Here is a 19,594-nt window from a genome sequence, read left to right as displayed (position 1 = left end):
AATGAAAACGTTCACCGACGAGGAGATGGGCCAACTGCTGCCCACCGCCAAGCCCTACAGCGTGGTCATCCTCAAGCGCGGACCGAGGTTCGGTGACGAGTCGTCACCGGCGATCGTCTGGGAGCACGGACGGCGCAACTTCGGGCTACGCGACGACGGCGTGCTCGCGGTGGTGCTGCCGGTCGATGACGAGTCCGACGTCTGTGGCATCGGGGTGTTCGACGCGACCGTGGACGAGACCACCGCCCTGATGGCCGATGACCCCGGGGTGACGGCGGGGGTCTTCACCTACCAGGTGCACCCCTGCCGCGGATTTCCCGGCGACGCGCTGCCCTAGCCAGGGATCAGCCTGATTGCCCGGCTTCTCCTTTCGCCGCTTCGCGGCGCGCATCGGCGCCGGGCTAGACCAATTCGGGCACTCGCAGGTGGGCGATCGCCAGCTCGAACTCGGCGACGTCGATCACCTCGGCGCCCAGTTCGCGCACCCGCCTGCTGCGCAGTTCGCTGGCCCGGTCGCGGTTGCGGGCCATCGCCTCCATGGAGTCGAACGTCGAGCAGGTCACGGCCCGTCGGCAGGCGGGGTGGTCGACCATCAGGCTGGCGCTGCAGAACCCGTCGAGTTCCTGCAACTCGGGCAGCACCGCCATCCGATAGAAGTCCAGCGATCTGCTGAGCTGATCGGGCACCACTTTGAGCCAGGTGGCGCGGACATACGCGCCGGGGCGGGACGGGTGGCGGCGGTGCAGCAGCGGGATGTCCCACTCCTCGACCCTCGCGCTGCCGTCGAACATCAGCGCGGCCCGGTCACGGATGGGTGCGACCCGCTCGGCGCTGCCGCGCATCGCCTCCATGGTTTCCCACGAACTGGTGGCGATACAGGTGCCGGTTTGCCGGTCGACCAACAGCGACAGGCCCACGCACCCGTCGATCTCGGTGAGGGCGGGCATGACGACGTCGCGAACGTGCGCAATACCGATGTCGACCGACAGGGGTTGCGCCTGGATGGTGGTGGAGCGTGCGTACACGGTCGACCCCTCCTATGTCGGGGCGGCGCCCCGGTGGCGCCACCGGTCCCACCAGTTACCTTCCTCCTGCCGGTTGCGCGCCGCAATGCCCAACTGTGGCCGCGCTCACAAACGATTGGCTGGTCGTGAGTCCGGCGCCGTAGGCTGGTCGGGATGCATACCGACGTGTTGGACGTGGACACCTCGCGCCGCCGCATCGTCGATCTCACCGAGGCGGTGCGTGGCTTTTGCTGGTCGCGCGGCGACGGCTTGTGCAACGTGTTCATCCCGCACGCCACGGCCGGGGTGGCCATCATCGAGACGGGTGCCGGCTCCGACGACGACCTGGTCGACACGCTGGAACGGTTGCTGCCGCGCGACGACCGGTACCGGCATTCGCACGGTTCTGCGGGCCACGGCGCCGATCATGTGATGCCGGCACTCATCGCGCCGTCGGTCACCGTTCCGGTGTCGGGCGGGGAGCCGATGCTGGGGACGTGGCAGAGCATCGTCCTGGTCGACCTGAACCGGGACAATCCGCAACGCTCGGTCCGGCTGAGCTTTCTGGAGGGTTAGTGGCTCGGTACCCGGCGCCCCGGGCAGGTACTGTGAGCGGTCGAAATGCGTCGTTAGACGGGCTTTCCATAGCGCGGCGAATACGCTGGGAATGAGACGTCGAAGTAAGTCGAAGCAACAGGAAGAAGCGAACTTCAGTGCAGACACACGAGATCAGGAAGCGGTTTCTTGATCATTTCGTGAAGGCGGGCCACACCGAGGTGCCGAGCGCATCGGTGATCCTCGATGACCCCAACCTGCTGTTCGTCAATGCGGGCATGGTTCAGTTCGTGCCCTACTTCTTGGGGGCGCGCACACCCGAATACTCGACCGCCACCAGCATCCAGAAGTGCATTCGCACTCCCGATATAGACGAGGTCGGGATCACCACCCGGCACAACACGTTCTTTCAGATGGCCGGCAACTTCTCGTTCGGCGACTATTTCAAGCGCGGCGCCATCGAACTGGCCTGGGCGCTGCTGACCAACGACGTCGAGCAGGGCGGCTACGGGCTGGATCCCGAACGGATATGGACCACAGTCTTTTTCGACGACGACGAGGCGGTGCAGCTGTGGCAGGAGATCGCCGGGCTGCCCGAGGACCGCATTCAGCGCCGCGGCATGGAAGACAACTACTGGTCGATGGGCATCCCCGGCCCGTGCGGACCGTCCTCGGAGATCTACTACGACCGCGGGCCGGAGTTCGGCGTCGAGGGCGGCCCGATCGCCAACGAGGACCGCTACATCGAGATCTGGAATCTCGTGTTCATGCAGAACGAACGCGGCGAGGGCACCGGCAAGGCCGACTTCGAGATCCTCGGGCCGTTGCCGCGCAAGAACATTGACACCGGCATGGGTGTGGAGCGGGTCGCCTTCATCCTGCAGGGCGTGCACAACGTCTACGAGACCGACTTGTTGCGGCCGGTCATCGACACCGCGGCCGCGCGGGCGCCCCGCGGCTACGATGTCGGCAACCACGACGACGATGTGCGCTACCGGGTGATCGCCGACCACAGCCGCACCGCGGCCATCCTGATCGGCGACGGCGTCACGCCCGGCAACGACGGCCGCGGTTACGTGCTGCGCCGGTTGCTGCGCAGGGTGATCCGCTCGGCCAGGCTGCTCGACATCGAGGGTCCCATCGTCGGTGACCTGATGGCCACCGTGCGCGACGCGATGGGCCCTTCGTATCCCGAGCTTGTCGCCGACTTCGATCGGATCCGGCGCATCGCCGTCGCCGAGGAAACCGCGTTCAACCGCACGCTGACGGCGGGGTCGAAGTTGTTCGACGAGGTAGCCGGCATCACCAAAGCCTCTGGTGCGAAAGCGATTTCGGGTTCAGATGCCTTCACCCTGCATGACACCTACGGCTTCCCGATCGAGCTGACCCTGGAGATGGCGTCGGAGGCCGGTCTGCACGTGGACGAAATCGGCTTCCGGGAACTGATGGCCGAGCAGCGCCGCCGCGCCAAGGCCGACGCGGCCGCGCGCAAACACGCGCACGCTGATCTGACCGCCTATCGTGAACTGGTCGACGCAGGCCCCACCGAATTCACCGGCTTTGATGAACTGACTTCCGAGGCACGAATTTTGGGCATCTTCGTGGACGGCAAGCGGGTTCCGGTGGTCACCCACGGCAGCGCGGGTGCCGACCGGGTCGAATTGGTGCTGGACCGCACCCCGCTCTACGCCGAGTCCGGCGGCCAGATCGCCGACGAGGGCACCATCAGCGGAACGGGTGCCGGAGAAAGCGCCCGCGCGGCGGTTACCGATGTGCAGAAGATCGCGAAAACCCTGTGGGTGCACCGGGTTAACGTGGAGTCCGGTGAATTCGTGGAGGGCGACACCGTCATCGCCGCGGTCGACCCGCACTGGCGCCGGGGCGCCACCCAGGGCCACTCGGGCACCCACATGGTGCACGCGGCGCTGCGACAGGTGCTGGGGCCCAACGCCGTTCAGGCCGGATCGTTGAATCGTCCGGGCTACTTGCGGTTCGACTTCAACTGGCAGGGGCCGCTGTCCGAAGAACAACGCACCCAGGTCGAAGAGGTGACGAACCAGGCCGTGCAGGCCGACTTCGAGGTGCACACGTTCACCGAGCAGCTGGAGAAGGCCAAGGCGATGGGCGCGATGGCCATGTTCGGCGAGGCCTACCCGGACCAGGTTCGGGTGGTGGAGATCGGCGGCCCATTCTCGCTGGAGCTGTGTGGTGGAACCCATGTGCACAACTCGGCGCAGATCGGGCCGGTGACGATTTTGGGCGAATCCTCGGTCGGTTCCGGGGTGCGCCGGGTCGAGGCCTACGTCGGTCTGGAGAGTTTCCGGCACCTGGCCAAGGAGCGCGCGCTGATGGCCGGGCTGGCGTCGTCGCTGAAGGTGCCGTCCGAAGAGGTGCCCGCCCGAGTGGCCAATCTGGTGGAGCGGCTCAAGGCGGCGGAGAAGGAACTCGAGCGCGCCCGGATGGCCGGCGCACGGGCCGCCGCGACCAACGCTGCGGCCGGCGCGGACCGTATCGGTAACGTCCGAGTGGTGGCGCAACGGATGTCGGGCGGGATGACGGCGGGAGACCTGCGCTCCCTGGCCGGTGACATCCGCGGCAAGCTGGGCAGCGATCCCGCGGTGGTCGCGCTGATCGCCGAGGGCGAAAGCGGGTCCGTGCCCTACGCTGTCGCCGCCAACCCGGCCGCCCAAGACCTCGGCCTTCGGGCCAACGACCTGGTCAAGCAGCTCGCCGCGTCCGTCGACGGCCGCGGCGGCGGCAAGGCGGACCTGGCGCAGGGTTCCGGCAAGGACCCGACCGGCATCGACGCAGCGCTCGACGCGGTACGTTCCGAGATCGCCGTGATAGCGCGGGTCGATTGAGTGGTCTGGACACAGCACCGTTTGCCTGACCGGCCCGGCGATCCGCACCAGGACCCTGGCCGGGGACGACGGCTCGGCATCGACGTCGGCAGTGTCCGCATCGGCGTGGCCTGCAGTGACCCCGACGCCATCCTGGCCACGCCGGTGGAGACGGTGCGTCGCGAGCGCAGCGGCAAGCATCTTCGGCGACTGGCCAAGCTGGTCGCCGAATTGGAGGCTGTCGAGGTGGTGGTCGGATTACCGCGCACACTGGCCGACCGCACCGGCCCGTCGGCGATCGACGCGATCGAGCTGGCCGACGCGCTGGCCCAGCGGATCGCCCCCACCCCGGTACGGTTGGCCGATGAGCGACTGACCACGGTGGCCGCGCAGCGATCGCTGCGGGCGGCCGGTGTGCGGGCCAAGGAGCAGCGTGCGGTGATCGATCAGGCGGCGGCGGTGGCGATCCTGCAGAGTTGGCTGGATCAGCGCCGCGCGGCGGCGGCGGGAGAGCTCAGCGATGGTTGACAGCGCACGGAAAGAACGGGCCGAGCCGGAGGCCGTGGGGGAGCCGCCCCGGCGCCGCTCCAGCAGGGTGACCCGGAAGCAGGCCAAACGGGGCCGCAGGCGGCGCCTGGTCGTCAAGGTCGCGCTCGCGGTGTTCGTCGTGGTGGTGCTGGCCGGTGTTTTCGCGGGCGGCAAGCTGTGGCACACCCTGTTCGGGGTCGGTGACGACTACAGCGGTGGCGGCAAACGGGACCTGGTGATCCAGGTTCAGGCCGGTGACTCGACCACCAATATCGGCGAGACGCTGCAGAAAGAACAGGTCATCAAGACCGTTCGGGCGTTCGTCAACGCCGCGCACGGCAACAGCAAGATCTCCTCGATCCAGCCCGGCTTCTATCGGGTGCGCACCGAGATCCCGGCGGCCAACGCCGTCAAGCGGCTGACCGATCCGAACAGCCGAGTGGGCCGGCTGGTCATCCCGGAAGGCCGTCAGCTCGACGACACCACCGACATGAAGACCAACGTGGTGACGCCGGGAATCCTGACGCTGATCTCGCGCGCCACCTGTGTGAATTTGGACGGAAACAAGCGGTGTGTCCCGGTGCAGGACCTGCGCGCCGCCGCGTCCAACAGCAGCACCGCCGCGCTGACGGTGCCGGCGTGGGCCGTCGAGCCGGTCACCGAGCTAGGCACCGATCATCACCGGGTCGAAGGCCTGATCGCGCCGGGCACCTTCAACGTCGATCCGTCCGCCTCCGCGCAGACCATCCTGGCCAGCCTGATCGGCGCCGGGGCCGAGGAGTACGTGAAGTCCGGGCTGGTGGACACCGCCCAGGCGATGGGCCTGTCGCCGTACGACATCCTGGTGGTTGCCTCGCTGGTGCAGCAGGAATCCAAGACGCAGGACTTTGCCAAGGTGGCCCAGGTCATTTACAACCGCCTGCACGCGCACCACACGCTGGAATTCGACTCGACGGTCAACTACCCGCTGGACCGCCGCGAGGTAGCCACCACCGATGCCGACCGCGCCCAGAAGACACCGTGGAACACCTACGTCTCGCAGGGGCTGCCCGCCACCGCGATCTGCTCGCCCGGTATCGACGCGCTGCATGCCGCCGAGCACCCCGATTCCGGCGACTGGCTGTACTTCGTCACCATCGACGGCCAGGGCACGACGCTGTTCACCCGCGATTATCAGCAACATCTGGCCAACATCGAACTGGCCAAACGCAACGGTGTCCTCGACTCCGCGCGCTGAACCGGCACCTGCTCGCAAGGCGGCCGTGCTCGGCAAGCCGATCGCCCATTCGAAGTCCCCACAGCTGCACCTGGCCGCCTATCGTGCGCTGGGCCTGACCGACTGGACCTATGAGCGCATCGAATGCGATGCCGAACAGCTGCCCGGCCTGGTCGGCGGGTTCGGGCCGGAATGGGTCGGGGTGTCGGTGACCATGCCCGGCAAGTTCGCCGCCCTGCGGTTCGCCGACGAGCGCACCGAGCGTGCCCAGCGAGTGGGATCGGCCAACACCCTGGTGCGCACACCGACCGGCTGGCGGGCCGACAACACCGACATCGACGGGGTGGCCGGGGCGCTCGCGGTGACAGGGCAGGCCTTTGGATGGGCGCTGGTCTGTGGATCGGGTGGCACCGCGCCGGCGGCCGTCGCCGGTCTGGCCGCGCTGGGCGTCACCGGCATCACCGTGGTGGCGCGCAACCCCGACAAGGCGGCCCGGTTGCTGGACCTGGGCGCGCAGCTGGGCGTGGCGACCCGGTTCTGCGACCTGGACGGCGGCGGGCTGTCCGATGAGGTGGCGGCCGCCGACGTGCTGGTCAGCACCATCCCGGCGGACGTCGCGGCACAATATGCCGGCACGCTGGCGCGCATCGGGGTGCTGCTCGACGCCGTCTACGACCCGTGGCCCACGCCGCTGGCCGCCGCGGTGAGCGCCGCCGGCGGGCAGGTGATCAGCGGCCTGCAGATGCTGCTGCACCAGGCTTTCGCGCAAGTGGAACAGTTCACCGGGCTGCCCGCGCCGCGCGAGGCCATGACTTGCGCGGTGGCCGCACCGGAATAGCCTGCCGCGCATGCGGATTGGCGCGGTATGTCTGGTGTTGGCCTGGTTGGCGGCGTTGAGCTGCTACGACATCCGCGAACGCCGATTGCCCAATTCCCTGACGCTGACCGGCGCCGCGGCGATCCTGGCGGCCGCCACGCTGGCCGGGCGCGGGTCGCCGGCCATGGCCGGAACCGCGGCGCTGAGCGCGATCTACCTGACGGTGCACTGGGTGGCGCCCGGCGGAATGGGCGCCGGTGACGTCAAGTTGGCCCTTGGTCTGGGTGCATTGACCGGCTGCTTCGGTGTCGGGGTGTGGTTCCTGGCGGCGTTGGGCGCACCGCTACTGACTGTGCTGCTCGGGGTGATCATGCTGCGGCGGGGCGGTGGCTCGGTGCCGCACGGGCCGTCGATGTGCGTGGCCAGCGCGGCGGGCGTGGCGCTGACGCTGCTCTGAGGTCCTCAGTTCCCGACGGCGGTGGAGCGCAGCAGCGGCAACAGCTGATCACCGAGCCTGATCGCCTCCGACTTGTACGGGGTGTCCGATAGCACGAAATGGCTGACGCCGAGGTCGGCGTATTTGCGCAACGCGGCAGCGACTTCGTCGGCCGAGCCGACCAGCCATGTCGTGCCGGCGCCCTCTCCGCCGTATTTGCTCGGTGTCGTATACAGGCACGAATCGAGCACTTCGCCGCGCCCGGCGAGATCGGTCAGCCGCCGCTGGCCCTCGGCCCCTGCCGGGTCGTGCAGCAGCAACATGGTCGGGTTGCCGGCCAGCTTGGCGACCTTCGCCTCGGCGTCGCGCCAGGCCTCCTCGGAGGTGTCGCGCACCAGGGTGGTCACCCGGAGGCCGAATTCCAGTGGCGCGTGCTCGCGACCGAGCTTGTCCGACAACGACTTCAGCCTGTCGATGCGTTCGGCGATCCCGTCCAGTGGCTCGCCCCAGAACAGTTGGACATCGGCGTCGGTCGCGGCGACCTCTTCGGCGGCCGCCGATGCTCCACCGAAGTAGAGCTTCGGGTATCGGCCTTCGGCCGCACCCAGCGGGCGCGGCTGCAACGTGGAGTGTTCGATGCTGAAAAACTCGCCGCGGAACGTGACGTCGTCCTCACGCCACAACCGGCGGACCAGCCGGATGAATTCGCGGGTGCGCTGGTAACGACGTGACTTGTCGGATTCGACGTCGCCGTAGGCCGCCAAGTCGTCGGCACCGCTGACGATGTTGACCAACAGCCGACCGTCGTTGAGCCGATCGAGGGTTGCCGCCGCACTGGCGAAATGCGCCGGATGCCAGTAGCCGGGGCGGACCGCCACCAGCGGGGCGAAGTTGGTGGTGCGCGCGGCGATCGCGGTCGCGATGGTGAAGGTGTCCGGCCGCCCCCAGCCGGTACCGATCAGCGCGCCGCCCCAGCCGTGTTCCTCGGCGCGCAGCGCCAGATCGACCGAATAGTCCAGGCTTCCCCAGCCGTCTACGGTGTCATCGCCGCGATGGCCTGGCTCAACGGTATTCGGTATGTACCAGAGAAATTCGCCCACCAGACAACATGGTGGCACATGATGGCGGCGGCGTGCTTCGGCTGCTCGCTTATCCCGTGGTCAGTTCAGGAATCAGTGTGCAAGAAAGTCATCGGCCGCCGAAAAATTCAGCCCGCAGCAAACCGTTGGCGGTAGCATGCATTCCTGACAGTCTTTCGGGCTGGTTGTCGCGCACGCGACACTCATCCGCCCAGAAAGGTATTGACACGCATGCCCGTTGGGATCGATGGCGTGCTCGCCGAAATCGCTGCCGACTACCGTCAGCGTTTGGCCGACGGCGGAACCGAGCCGCCGCTGCGCGGCCTGAAACTCGTTCGGGACCACCGGCTGGGCGCGGTGCGATTGGCCCGCGAACACGGCGGTGCCGGCTACTCGGTGCCGGAATTCTTCGACCACCTCATCGCGCTGGCTGCGGCCGATCCCGATCTCGCGCACATTCTGCGGATCCACTACGCGCTGGTCGAGGAGTTGCATGTGACACCCCGGCCGCCGGGCAGCGACCGGTGGATCGCGGTCATCGCCGAGGGCGGGTTGATCGGCGGTGCCAACGCCGAGAAGAGCCAGAAGTCGGTGGGAGGCAACGACCGTGACACCCGGCTGGTGACCACCGAAGACGGGCTGCGGCTGCGTGGCAGGAAGTTTTACAGCACCGGCGCACAGTTCTCCGACTATCTGCGCATCACCGCGCAGGACGACGGCAATGTCCCGACCGCCGTGGTGATACCGGTTGATCGGGCCGGCGTCGAACACCTCGATGACTGGGACGGTATCGGGCAACGCCAAACAGGCAGCGGCACAACAGTATTCCATGATGTTGCGGTTGCACCTGACGAGGTGTTCCCGCTGGCCGACACCATCGGGGTGAACCGCGCCCGGGGAGCGCTGATGCAGCTGTATCTGCACGCGATAACTGCCGGCATCCTGCGGACGCTGACGGCCGACGCCGCGGCGCTGGTGCGCGGACGGCAACGCACCTACACCTTCGCCAGCGTCGACGCGCCCACCGCGGACCCCCAGCTGTTGCAGATCGTCGGGGAGATCGATGCGGTGGCCTACGCCGCGCAAGCACTGGTACACAGCGCGGCGGCCGAACTCGCTCCCGCGCTTCAGGCGGCGCGCGAAACCGGGATCGATGCCGAACTGGAAACCAGGTCGTCGATCGCCGCCGCCCGCGTCAAGGTCGCGATCCAGGAGCCCGCGCTGCGGGCCGCCTCACGCATCTTCGACGCCGGAGGCGCATCAGCTGTGCAATCCTCAGCGCTGCTGGACCGGCACTGGCGCAATCTGCGGACGCTGTTCTCGCACAATCCGACCGTCTACAAGGCGCGGGTGCTCGGCGACATCGCCGTCAACGGCGCGGCCCTGCCCGAGACCAGTTTCTTCTGATCCGTGCCGCGGCCGCGCCCGCCACCGCCGCGGGCTGCGCGAATCGGCTTTCGGAAGTCGACATGGGAAGATGGGACCCGTGTTGCGTTGGATCACTGCTGGGGAGTCGCATGGCCGCGCGCTGGTGGCCGTGCTCGAAGGCATGGTCGCCGGTGTGGAGGTCACCTCCCTCGACATTTCCGAACAGTTGGCCCGTCGTCGCCTCGGCTATGGTCGCGGCGCCCGGATGGCGTTCGAGAGGGACGCGGTGAGCGTGCTGTCCGGGGTGCGGCACGGCATCACCCTGGGCGGGCCCATCGCCGTCGAGATCGGCAATACCGAATGGCCGAAATGGGAGACCGTGATGGCCGCCGACCCGGTCGACCCGGGGGAGCTGGCGGACAGCGCGCGCAATGCGCCGCTCACCCGGCCGCGGCCCGGCCACGCCGACTACGCGGGCATGCTCAAGTACGGCTTCGACGACGCCCGGCCGGTGCTGGAGCGGGCCAGCGCCCGCGAGACCGCCGCCCGCGTCGCGGCGGCGACCATCGCCCGCTCGTTTCTGCGTCAGGCGCTCGGCGTCGAGGTGCTCTCGCACGTGATCGCGATCGGTCCGTCGGCGCCCTATGACGGCCCGCCGCCGGGCCCCGGCGACCTACCCGCGATCGACGCCAGCCCGGTACGCGCGTACGACAAGGCGGCCGAGGAGGCGATGATCGCCGAGATCGAGGCCGCCAAGAAGGACGGCGACACCCTCGGCGGTGTGGTCGAGGTGGTGGCGCTGGGCCTGCCCGTCGGACTGGGCTCGTTCACCAGCGGCGACAATCGGCTCGACAGCCAGCTGGCCGCCGCCGTGATGGGCATCCAGGCGATCAAGGGCGTCGAGATCGGCGACGGCTTCGAGACGGCGCGCCGGCGCGGCAGCCGCGCCCACGACGAGATGTACCCCGGGCCCGACGGTGTGGTCCGCTCGACGAACCGGGCGGGCGGCCTGGAAGGTGGCATGACCAACGGCCAGCCGCTGCGGGTGCGCGCCGCGATGAAGCCGATTTCCACCGTGCCGCGCGCGCTGGCCACCGTCGACATGGCGACCGGTGACGAGGCCGTCGCGATCCACCAGCGTTCGGACGTGTGCGCGGTGCCGGCCGCCGGTGTCGTGGTCGAGGCCATGGTGGCGCTGGTGTTGGCCCGCGCCGCGCTGGCCAAGTTCGGCGGCGACTCGCTGGCCGAAACCCGCCGCAACATCGAGGCCTACCGGCAGGCGGTCGCCGAGCGGGAGTCGCCGGCCGCCCGGGGTACCGGGTAATGGCGCCGGTAGCGGTCCTGGTGGGTCTGCCGGGGTCGGGCAAGTCAACCATCGGGCGGCGGCTGTCCAAGGCGCTCGGCGTCGATTTCCTGGACACCGATGTGGCCATCGAGCGGCAGACCGGACGCCGCATCGCCGACATCTTCGCCACCGACGGCGAGGCGGAATTCCGCCGCATCGAGGAAGACGTGGTGCGGGCCGCGCTGGCCGACCACGACGGTGTGGTGTCGCTCGGCGGCGGCGCCGTCACCAGCCCGGGGGTGCGTGCGGCACTGGCCGGTCACACCGTCATCTACCTGGAGATCAGCGCCACCGAAGGCGTCCGGCGCACCGGCGGCAGCACCGTTCGCCCGCTGCTGGCCGGGCCCGACCGCGCCGACAAGTACCGTGCGCTGCTGGCCGAACGCAGCCCGCTGTACCGACGGGCGGCGACCATTCGCGTCGACACCAACCGGCGCAACCCGGGCGCCGTGGTCCGCTACATCGTCTCGCGGTTGCAGGCCCCCGCCCCCGATCGCTGCCGGGCCGCCACATGACCCGCTCCGGTGATCCGGTCACCATCGAGGTGGCCGTCGACCCGCCCTACCCGGTGATCATCGGAACCGGCTTGCTGGGCGAGCTGGACGAACTGCTCGCCGGCCGCCACAAGGTCGCCATCGTGCATCAACCGGTGTTGACCGAGACCGCCGAGGTGATTCGAACCAGGTTGGCGGACAAGGGAGTTGACGCGCATCGCATCGAGATACCGGATGCCGAGGAGGGCAAAGACCTTCCGGTGGTGGGCTTCCTGTGGGAAGTATTGGGCCGCATCGGGATTGGGCGCAAAGATGCCTTGGTCAGCCTCGGCGGGGGTGCGGCCACCGACGTCGCCGGCTTCGCGGCGGCCACCTGGCTGCGCGGCGTCGACATCGTGCATGTGCCCACCACGCTGCTCGGCATGGTCGACGCCGCCGTCGGCGGCAAGACCGGGATCAATACCGACGCCGGGAAAAACCTGGTCGGGTCGTTCCATCAGCCGCACGCGGTTCTGGTCGACCTCGCGACGCTGCAAACGTTGCCGCACAACGAACTTGTCGCCGGGATGGCCGAAATCGTGAAGGCCGGGTTCATCGCGGATCCGGTGATTCTGGACCTCATCGAGGCGGACCCGCAGGCCGCGGTGGACCCGTCGGGCGACGTCCTGGCCGAGCTGATCCGCCGCGCGATCGCGGTCAAGGCAGAGGTGGTGGCCGCCGACGAGAAAGAATCGGAGCTGCGCGAAATCCTCAACTACGGCCACACTTTGGGGCATGCGATCGAGCGCCGCGAGCGCTATCAGTGGCGGCACGGCGCCGCGGTGTCGGTGGGCCTGGTCTTCGCCGCCGAGCTGGCCCGGCTGGCCGGACGGCTCGACGACGCCACCGCGCAGCGCCACCGCACCATCCTGTCCGCGCTGGGCCTGCCGGTCAGCTACGACCCCGACGCGCTGCCGCAATTGCTGGAATACATGGCCGGAGATAAGAAATCGCGGGCCGGGGTGCTGCGGTTCGTGGTGCTCGACGGACTGGGCAAGCCGGGCCGGATGGCCGGCCCCGACCCGTCGCTGTTGGCGGCTGCCTACGCCGGACTTGCGGAGGTGTCATGACCACCACGGTGAACGTCATCAACGGCCCGAACCTGGGCCGGTTGGGGCGGCGTGAACCCGACGTGTACGGCGACACGACGCACGATCAGCTGGCCGAGCTCATCGAGCGGGAAGCCGCCGGGCTTGGCCTCAAAGTTGTTGTGCGGCAAAGCGATAGCGAAGCCGATTTGCTGGATTGGATCCATTCCGCCGCCGACTCGGGCGAACCGGTGATCCTCAACGCCGGCGGCCTCACCCACACATCGGTGGCGCTGCGTGATGCGTGCGCCGAATTGAGTGCACCCCTGATCGAGGTGCATATCTCCAATGTCCATGCGCGCGAAGAGTTTCGGCGGCACTCCTACCTCAGCCCGGTCGCGACCGGAGTGATCGTCGGGCTGGGGGTGCAGGGCTACCTGCTCGCGCTGCGCTACCTGGCCGGGGAGCCCGGCGCCGACGGCTAACCCTTGTCGTGCTCCGTGCCCGGCTTGGTGTGCTCCTCGCCCCGGTGGATCACCTCGGTCTTCGGGTCGTGCTCGGTTTTGCCGATCGATTCGGTGGGCTCTTCCCGCTCGGCCGTGGCGACGGCCGCGGTCCGCGCGTCGGTCTGGTGGCTGGACGTCTGCGCGGGAATCTCGCCGGTAGGCGCGTCGTCGGCACGCACCGCGGAGAACACGTCGGTGTCGGCCCGCTCCTCGTCGGTGCCCGGCCGGCGTGCGGGCGGATTACGGTCCACCCGCCAGCGGCCGAAGGTCACGCCGATGATGGCGGGCAGGAAAACACACAGCGCGGTGAAGGCCGCAAACGTGGTCACTTCGTTGAGCAACCCGCCGGTGTACAGGCCCTTGTAGAACAGGGCGATCAGCCAGGTGACGGCGCCACTGAGCACACCTGCCACCAGGCCGGCCAGCAGCCAGGTCATCGCCAGATCGCCGCGGCGGTCCGGATCGGGGTTGGCGATGGCGTCGCGCCGGCCGTCGATAACCCCCCACACCACAACGCCGATGATGAACACGAGCAGCAGCAAGGCGCTGATAAGCCCGGCCTGCGTCTGCCACGCGTTGATCAATGCACCTTGGAACAAACGGACGATCACCATCGCCGTGGCATAGACCAATCCGCGCAGCATCCACTTACTCATGGCCCAAGAGCGTAGCGAGTACCGTCAAGACCCGTGACACATTCACAGCGTCGAGACAGACTCAGAGCTCAGCTCGAGGCCAGCGGGATGGGTGCACTGCTGGTCACGGACCTGGTCAACGTCCGCTACCTCTCCGGATTCACCGGGTCCAACGGCGCGTTGCTGGTATTCGCCGACGAGCGGGGCCCACTGCTGGCCACCGATGGGCGCTACCGAACCCAGGCCGCCGAGCAGGCGCCGGACCTCGAAGTCGCTATCGAACGGGCATTGGGGCGCTACCTGGCCGGGCAGGCCGCCGACGCCGGTGTCCAAAAGCTGGGCTTCGAGAGCAACGTGGTGACCGTCGACGGATTCGACGCCCTAACCCGTGAGCTGGACGACCGGAAGGCGGCCACCGAGCTGGTGAAGGCTGCCGGCACCGTCGAAGCCCTGCGCGAGATCAAAGACGCCGGCGAGGTCGCGCTGCTGCGGCTGGCCTGTGAGGCGGCCGACGCGGCTTTGACCGATCTGGTGGCGCGTGGCGGTCTGCGGCCGGGCCGGACCGAACGCGACGTCAGCCGCGAGCTGGAGGCGCTGATGCTCGATCACGGCGCGGATGCGATTTCGTTCGAGACCATCGTGGCCGCCGGGCCGAATTCGGCGATCCCACATCATCGCCCGACCGATGCGGTGTTGGCCGCCGGCGATTTCGTCAAGATCGACTTCGGCGCGCTGGTCGGCGGCTACCACTCCGACATGACCCGCACCTTCGTGCTCGGCAAAGCCGCCGACTGGCAGTTGGAGATCTACCAGCTGGTCGCTGACTCGCAGCGGGCCGGCCGCGATGCGCTGCAGGCCGGCGCCGATCTGCGCGAGGTGGATGCCGCGGCCCGCCGGGTGATCGCCGACGCGGGCTATGGCGAGCAGTTCAGCCACAGTTTGGGCCATGGGGTGGGCTTGGAGATCCACGAGGCGCCGGGCATCGGTGCCACCTCTACCGGCACGTTGTTGGCCGAATCCGTGGTGACCGTGGAACCCGGCGTCTATCTGCCCGGTCGGGGCGGGGTGCGGATCGAGGACACCTTGGTGGTGCCGGGGGAGGCCAGTGGCAGTGCCCCCGAATTGCTCACCAAGTTCCCCAAAGAGCTGGCCGTCCTGACCTGACCGCTCGCCCGACGGTGGGGATCGGGGGCTTGCCCCCGCGAGTACAGTCGGGTGCGTGAACGGGGTGGCACGGGGGTTGGCGCGCCTCCGGGATTTTCGGTGGGACCTGTATGCCCAGCCCCTTCGGGAGATGCGGCTGGAGATGCAGATCGTCTACTTCGCGGTCCATCTACCATTCGCCAGCGGCGTCACGCTGAACCTCCCGCTGCTGACGATGATCAAGCCGTTGCCGTCGCCCGACGAGCAACCCGCGCTCGGCTCCGAACAGGTTTACCGCTAACCGCATTTCGCCCTACCCGGCCGGCGGGGCGCGGGCACACCGCGCTCTAAACTGGCCGACAAGTTACAGACAGTTCCGTAGACGACTGTCCACCCTCGAGGAGATATACCGAACGTGGCAAGCACTGCCGATTTCAAGAATGGACTGGTGCTGGTGATCGACGGCCAGCTGTGGCAGATCGTCGAATTCCAGCACGTCAAGCCGGGCAAGGGTCCGGCCTTCGTGCGGACCAAGCTGAAGAACGTTCTCTCCGGCAAGGTCGTCGACAAGACCTACAACGCCGGGGTGAAGGTGGAGACCGCCACCGTCGACCGGCGCGACACCACCTACCTGTACCGCGACGGCTCGGACTTCGTCTTCATGGACAGCCAGGACTACGAGCAGCACCCGCTGCCCGAGTCACTGGTGGGCGACGCCGCCCGATTCCTGCTGGAGGGCCTGCCGGTGCAGGTGGCGTTCCACAACGGGGCGCCGCTGTACGTCGAGTTGCCGGTGTCGGTCGAGATGGTGGTCACCCATACCGAGCCGGGTCTGCAGGGCGACCGATCCAGTGCCGGCACCAAACCGGCCACGGTGGAAACCGGGGCCGAGATCCAGGTGCCGCTGTTCATCAACACCGGCGACAAGCTGAAGGTGGACACCCGCGACGGCAGCTACCTGGGGCGCGTCAACGCGTGAGCAGGCCCGTCAGGGGGCGTCATCAGGCCCGCAAACGCGCCGTCGACCTGTTGTTCGAGGCCGAGGCGCGTGGACTGAGCCCGGCGGAGGTCGTCGACGTGCGCACCGGGCTGGCTGAAACCAATCCCGAAGTCGCGTCCCTGCAGCCGTATACGACTGCGGCCACCCGGGGCGTGGGTGAGCACGCCGCGCACATCGATGACCTGATCAGTTCGCACCTGCAGGGCTGGACCCTGGACCGGCTGCCGGCCGTGGACCGGGCGATTCTGCGGGTCGCGGTCTGGGAACTGCTGTATGCCGACGACGTGCCGGAACCGGTCGCCGTCGACGAGGCCGTCGAGCTGGCCAAGGAGCTGTCCACCGACGAATCGCCGGGCTTCGTCAACGGAGTGCTGGGCCAGGTGATGCTGGTGACGCCGCAGATCAGGGCGGCCGCCCAGGCGGTGCGAGGCGCGGTGGGTTCGGACATGACACCGGAGGACCACGGACCGCAACCATGACCCGGTTGGAGCTGCGCCTAGTCGTTGCGGCCGTGATGGCCGCGACGGTGGTACTGGGTGCGGTGGTGTGCGCCGCCTACGGGCTGGCCATCGTCGCCTCGGTGCTGGCGATCTACGCGTTGGGGGTGGGCGCCTGGCTGTATCACTGCGTCGAGCGGGTGGCCGTCGCCCGCCGCATCAGCACGGTGCGCTCGGCGGCCAGGCCGCTGCAGCCGCTGCTGCCGGTGATGGCCGCGATCATGGCCCTGACACAGGGCGTGGTGCGTTCGCTGTCCGATGTCACCGAATTGCCCGCTCGTCGCTGGGAGCTGCCCGTGCTGCGGTGGGTAGACAGTACCCGGGGTAACAAGCGCATCGTGGACGGTGACGTGGACAGTGCGGACAAGCCGGATCACTGAACTGGCTGAGGTGAAATGACCACGGGCGTGGCGCGGCGGGTTCACAATACGAGCTGCACGTCAGCGGCGGCGACCCGAGAAGAGCAGGTGAGGTCATGATTCGATACAGCACCCAGCCGCGACGACTTCGAGTGTCCGCACTGGCAGCCGTGGCCAACCCGTCCTACGCCCGTGTCGACACCTGGAACCTGCTCGACGACGCATGCCGGCACCTCGCCGAGGTGGATCTGGCCGGCCTGGACAAAGCCCACGACGTGGCCCGGGTGAAACGCTTGATGGATCGTATCGCCGCCTACGAGCGGTACTGGCTGTATCCGGGAGCGGCGAACCTGGCGATCTTCCGCGCTCATCTGGAGAGCCTGTCCACGGTGCGGCTCGCCGAAGAGGTCTCCTTGGCCGTGCGATTGCTGAGTGAATACGGCGACCGCGCAGGGCTTTTCGACACGTCGGCGCCGTTGGATGACCAGGAATTGGTCGCCCAGGCCAAACAGCAGCATTTCTACACCGTGTTGCTCGCCGACGACGCCCCCAGCACGGCGCCGGACAGCCTGGCCGAGTGCCTGCGGGCGCTGCGTTGTCCGTCTGACGATGTGCAGTTCGAGATCCTGGTGGTGCCCAGCGTCGAAGACGCCATCACCGCGGTCGCGCTGAACGGCGAGATCCAGGCCGCGATCATCCGCGACGACTTGCCGCTGCGATCCCGCGACCGGTTGCCGTTGATGAACACATTGCTCGGGCCCAACGAGGACGCGAACGGAGTCATACCCGATCGCGCCAACGACTGGGTGGAATGCGGTGAGTGGATCAGGGAGCTGCGGCCCCACATCGACCTGTATCTGCTCACCGACGAGTCGATCGCGGCGGGCGACGATACCGAGCCCGACGTCTATGATCGGACGTTCTACCGGCTCAACGACGTCACCGACCTGCACAGCACGGTGCTCGCCGGGCTGCGGAACCGTTACGCCACACCGTTTTTCGATGCCTTGCGCGCGTATGCCGCCGCACCGGTCGGCCAATTCCACGCCCTGCCGGTGGCGCGCGGCGCCAGCATTTTCAACTCGAGGTCGTTGCAGGACATGGGGGAGTTCTACGGCCGCAACATCTTCATGGCCGAAACCTCCACCACCTCCGGCGGTCTGGACTCGCTGCTGGACCCACACGGCAACATCAAAAAGGCGATGGACAAGGCCGCCAAAACGTGGAACGCCGACCACACGTACTTCGTCACCAACGGAACGTCGACCGCCAACAAGATCGTCGTGCAGTCGCTGACCCGGCCCGGTGACATCGTGCTGATCGATCGCAACTGCCACAAGTCGCACCACTACGGGCTGGTGCTGGCCGGTGCCTACCCGCTGTATCTGGACGCCTATCCGCTGCCGCAGTTCGCGATCTACGGGGCGGTGTCGTTGCGCACCATCAAGCAGACGCTGCTGGATCTGGAAGCGGCCGGACAACTAGACCGGGTCCGCATGCTGTTGCTGACCAACTGCACCTTCGACGGTGTCGTCTACAACCCGTTGCAGGTCATGCAGGAGGTGCTGGCGATCAAGCCGGACATCTGCTTTCTGTGGGACGAGGCCTGGTATGCCTTCGCCACGGCCGTGCCGTGGGCCCGACAGCGGACCGCGATGGTGTCCGCCGAGCGTCTCGAGCAGATGCTGGCGTCACCGGAATACGTTGCGGAATACCAAAAGTGGGCCGCATCCATGGCGGGGGTCGGCCGAAGGGAGTGGATCGACCGCGAGCTGATGCCCGACCCGGCCACCGCCCGGGTTCGCGTCTATGCCACCCACTCCACGCACAAATCGCTGTCGGCGCTGCGGCAGGCGTCGATGATCCACATTCGTGACCAGGATTTCAACGCGCTGACCCGGGACGCGTTCGGCGAGGCGTTCTTGACCCACACGTCTACCTCACCGAACCAGCAATTGCTGGCGTCACTGGACTTGGCGCGCCGTCAGGTCGATATCGAAGGCTTCCAACTGGTCCGGCAGGTCTACGACATGGCGCTGGTGTTCCGGCATCGGGTGCGCAAGGACCGGTTGATCAGCAAGTGGTTTCGCATCCTCGACGAATCCGACCTGGTGCCCGAGGAGTTCCGCGAATCCTCGGTCAGCTCAACCGCTTCGATCAGGCAGGGCGCCCTGGCCGAGTGGAACGAGGCGTGGCGATCCGATCATTTCGTCCTGGATCCGACCCGGGTCACGCTGTTCGTCGGCAAGACCGGAATGAACGGCTACGACTTCCGGGAAAAGATTTTGATGGAGCGGTTCGGCATCCAGATCAACAAGACGTCGATCAACAGTGTGCTGCTGATCTTCACCATCGGCGTCACCTGGTCGAGCGTGCACTACCTTCTCGACGTATTACGAAGGGTGGCAATTGATTTCGACCGCACCGAGAAGGAGGCCAGCGTCGCCGACCGGCGGTGCCGATCAGCACATGCTCTCGATCGGCTTCTTCGTATCCCGCGTAGAAGGCAGAGCGCATGTCGCCGAACTTGCACTCATCGACGGGCCGGAAGGCGACGTCGAACTCACTGAAATCGGGCAGATGCGGCAGATCCTCGGTGATCTCCTCGACGTGCCGCTCCTGCAACACCCGGTCGGCGACGCTGGCCTCCTTCTCGGTGCGGTCGAAATCAATTGCCACCCTTCGTAATACGTCGAGAAGGTAGT

20 protein-coding genes and 1 pseudogene are annotated in these 19,594 nt (G+C 67.7%); 18 read left to right on the top strand and 3 right to left on the bottom strand.

Translation table 11 applies throughout. The annotated features are described in order from the left end of the window. Position 1 precedes the first annotated feature (1 nt). The gene (locus A5625_RS20800) at positions 2-337 is read left to right on the top strand and encodes a hypothetical protein (RefSeq protein ID WP_066998353.1); all 336 of its coding nucleotides are present in this window, start codon (positions 2-4) and stop codon (positions 335-337) included. Positions 338-401: 64 nt separating this feature from the next. Here A5625_RS20800 and A5625_RS20795 read toward each other — a convergent pair whose 3' ends face one another. Further along, a complete protein-coding gene (locus A5625_RS20795) occupies positions 402-1,025 on the bottom strand; it encodes a hypothetical protein (RefSeq protein WP_066998326.1) in 624 nt (207 codons plus the stop codon). A gap of 165 nt (positions 1,026-1,190) precedes the next feature. Between A5625_RS20795 and A5625_RS20790 the strand changes: the two genes are divergently transcribed. The 6 genes from A5625_RS20790 to A5625_RS20765 all read left to right on the top strand — a co-directional run bounded on the left by A5625_RS20790 (position 1,191) and on the right by A5625_RS20765 (position 7,417). Further along, positions 1,191-1,580 carry a secondary thiamine-phosphate synthase enzyme YjbQ gene (locus A5625_RS20790; protein ID WP_197516171.1) on the top strand — a complete coding sequence of 130 codons (390 nt, stop codon included), beginning with the start codon at positions 1,191-1,193 and terminating at the stop codon, positions 1,578-1,580. A gap of 137 nt (positions 1,581-1,717) precedes the next feature. After that, a complete protein-coding gene (alaS, locus tag A5625_RS20785; RefSeq protein ID WP_066998319.1) occupies positions 1,718-4,420 on the top strand; it encodes an alanine--tRNA ligase in 2,703 nt (900 codons plus the stop codon). Then, complete coding sequence (gene ruvX / locus A5625_RS20780; protein WP_066998316.1) at positions 4,421-4,927, top strand: Holliday junction resolvase RuvX; 507 nt, start codon at positions 4,421-4,423, stop codon at positions 4,925-4,927. Continuing rightward, entirely contained in the window at positions 4,920-6,164 is a 1,245-nt protein-coding gene (gene mltG, locus A5625_RS30270; protein WP_066998312.1) for an endolytic transglycosylase MltG, read from the top strand. Before ruvX ends, mltG begins: the two co-directional genes overlap by 8 nt. Then, the gene (locus A5625_RS20770) at positions 6,142-6,981 is read left to right on the top strand and encodes a shikimate dehydrogenase (RefSeq protein WP_066998310.1); all 840 of its coding nucleotides are present in this window, start codon (positions 6,142-6,144) and stop codon (positions 6,979-6,981) included. Before mltG ends, A5625_RS20770 begins: the two co-directional genes overlap by 23 nt. A 10-nt stretch (positions 6,982-6,991) precedes the next feature. Beyond that, the gene (locus A5625_RS20765; protein WP_066998308.1) at positions 6,992-7,417 is read left to right on the top strand and encodes an A24 family peptidase; all 426 of its coding nucleotides are present in this window, start codon (positions 6,992-6,994) and stop codon (positions 7,415-7,417) included. A gap of 5 nt (positions 7,418-7,422) precedes the next feature. Here A5625_RS20765 and A5625_RS20760 read toward each other — a convergent pair whose 3' ends face one another. Further along, a complete protein-coding gene (locus A5625_RS20760; RefSeq protein ID WP_066998306.1) occupies positions 7,423-8,496 on the bottom strand; it encodes an LLM class flavin-dependent oxidoreductase in 1,074 nt (357 codons plus the stop codon). Positions 8,497-8,706: 210 nt separating this feature from the next. On the opposite strand from A5625_RS20760, the gene A5625_RS20755 reads away from it, so the two are divergent. The 5 genes from A5625_RS20755 (at position 8,707) to aroQ (ending at position 13,234) form a co-directional block, all read left to right on the top strand. Continuing rightward, positions 8,707-9,882: an acyl-CoA dehydrogenase gene (locus tag A5625_RS20755; RefSeq protein WP_066998304.1), complete on the top strand. Its 1,176-nt coding sequence runs from the start codon at positions 8,707-8,709 to the stop codon at positions 9,880-9,882. Positions 9,883-9,961: 79 nt separating this feature from the next. Beyond that, entirely contained in the window at positions 9,962-11,167 is a 1,206-nt protein-coding gene (aroC, locus tag A5625_RS20750) for a chorismate synthase (protein WP_066998350.1), read from the top strand. Next, a complete protein-coding gene (locus tag A5625_RS20745; RefSeq protein WP_066998301.1) occupies positions 11,167-11,703 on the top strand; it encodes a shikimate kinase in 537 nt (178 codons plus the stop codon). Before aroC ends, A5625_RS20745 begins: the two co-directional genes overlap by 1 nt. After that, entirely contained in the window at positions 11,700-12,791 is a 1,092-nt protein-coding gene (aroB, locus tag A5625_RS20740) for a 3-dehydroquinate synthase (protein ID WP_066998298.1), read from the top strand. The genes A5625_RS20745 and aroB overlap by 4 nt, the downstream gene beginning before the upstream one ends. Continuing rightward, complete coding sequence (aroQ, locus tag A5625_RS20735) at positions 12,788-13,234, top strand: type II 3-dehydroquinate dehydratase (RefSeq protein WP_066998295.1); 447 nt, start codon at positions 12,788-12,790, stop codon at positions 13,232-13,234. Before aroB ends, aroQ begins: the two co-directional genes overlap by 4 nt. Here aroQ and A5625_RS20730 read toward each other — a convergent pair. Further along, entirely contained in the window at positions 13,231-13,911 is a 681-nt protein-coding gene (locus A5625_RS20730; RefSeq protein ID WP_197516170.1) for a B-4DMT family transporter, read from the bottom strand. The two genes, aroQ and A5625_RS20730, sit on opposite strands and share 4 nt — an antisense overlap. 33 nt (positions 13,912-13,944) lie before the next feature. On the opposite strand from A5625_RS20730, the gene A5625_RS20725 reads away from it, so the two are divergent. From A5625_RS20725 to A5625_RS20705, 6 genes and pseudogenes are all read left to right on the top strand, one after another. Beyond that, on the top strand, positions 13,945-15,054 hold the full coding sequence (locus tag A5625_RS20725) for a Xaa-Pro peptidase family protein (RefSeq protein WP_066998293.1): 1,110 nt from the start codon (positions 13,945-13,947) through the stop codon (positions 15,052-15,054). A 55-nt stretch (positions 15,055-15,109) separates the two neighbouring features. After that, complete coding sequence (locus tag A5625_RS28575) at positions 15,110-15,334, top strand: hypothetical protein (protein ID WP_232003771.1); 225 nt, start codon at positions 15,110-15,112, stop codon at positions 15,332-15,334. Between the two features lie 114 nt (positions 15,335-15,448). After that, the gene (gene efp, locus A5625_RS20720; RefSeq protein ID WP_066998291.1) at positions 15,449-16,012 is read left to right on the top strand and encodes an elongation factor P; all 564 of its coding nucleotides are present in this window, start codon (positions 15,449-15,451) and stop codon (positions 16,010-16,012) included. After that, positions 16,009-16,512, top strand: a complete 504-nt coding sequence (gene nusB, locus A5625_RS20715; protein WP_066998288.1) for a transcription antitermination factor NusB — start codon at positions 16,009-16,011, stop codon at positions 16,510-16,512. Before efp ends, nusB begins: the two co-directional genes overlap by 4 nt. Further along, a complete protein-coding gene (locus A5625_RS20710; RefSeq protein ID WP_066998284.1) occupies positions 16,509-16,910 on the top strand; it encodes an antitermination protein NusB in 402 nt (133 codons plus the stop codon). The genes nusB and A5625_RS20710 overlap by 4 nt, the downstream gene beginning before the upstream one ends. Positions 16,911-17,005: 95 nt before the next feature. Further along, positions 17,006-19,360 (top strand): annotated as a pseudogene (locus tag A5625_RS20705) (amino acid decarboxylase); the annotation flags it as partial. Between the last annotated feature and the right edge of the window lie 234 nt (positions 19,361-19,594).

Origin of the sequence: Mycobacterium sp. 1465703.0 (assembly GCF_001672975.1) — a bacterium.
Lineage (GTDB): Bacteria > Actinomycetota > Actinomycetes > Mycobacteriales > Mycobacteriaceae > Mycobacterium.
Note: the sequence above shows the minus strand (reverse complement) of the source record. Positions and strands in the feature narration are given on the sequence as shown.

What these genes read in the sequence shown, in the direction of transcription:
- A5625_RS20800 (WP_066998353.1), top strand. Translation starts at nt 2, where the DNA reads ATGAAAACGTTCACCGACGAGGAGATGGGCCAACTGCTGCCCACCGCC.
- mltG (WP_066998312.1), top strand. Translation starts at nt 4,920, where the DNA reads ATGGTTGACAGCGCACGGAAAGAACGGGCCGAGCCGGAGGCCGTGGGG.
- A5625_RS20765 (WP_066998308.1), top strand. Translation starts at nt 6,992, where the DNA reads ATGCGGATTGGCGCGGTATGTCTGGTGTTGGCCTGGTTGGCGGCGTTG.
- A5625_RS20755 (WP_066998304.1), top strand. Translation starts at nt 8,707, where the DNA reads ATGCCCGTTGGGATCGATGGCGTGCTCGCCGAAATCGCTGCCGACTAC.
- A5625_RS20745 (WP_066998301.1), top strand. Translation starts at nt 11,167, where the DNA reads ATGGCGCCGGTAGCGGTCCTGGTGGGTCTGCCGGGGTCGGGCAAGTCA.
- aroB (WP_066998298.1), top strand. Translation starts at nt 11,700, where the DNA reads ATGACCCGCTCCGGTGATCCGGTCACCATCGAGGTGGCCGTCGACCCG.
- aroQ (WP_066998295.1), top strand. Translation starts at nt 12,788, where the DNA reads ATGACCACCACGGTGAACGTCATCAACGGCCCGAACCTGGGCCGGTTG.
- A5625_RS20730 (WP_197516170.1), bottom strand. Translation starts at nt 13,911, where the DNA reads ATGAGTAAGTGGATGCTGCGCGGATTGGTCTATGCCACGGCGATGGTG.
- A5625_RS20710 (WP_066998284.1), top strand. Translation starts at nt 16,509, where the DNA reads ATGACCCGGTTGGAGCTGCGCCTAGTCGTTGCGGCCGTGATGGCCGCG.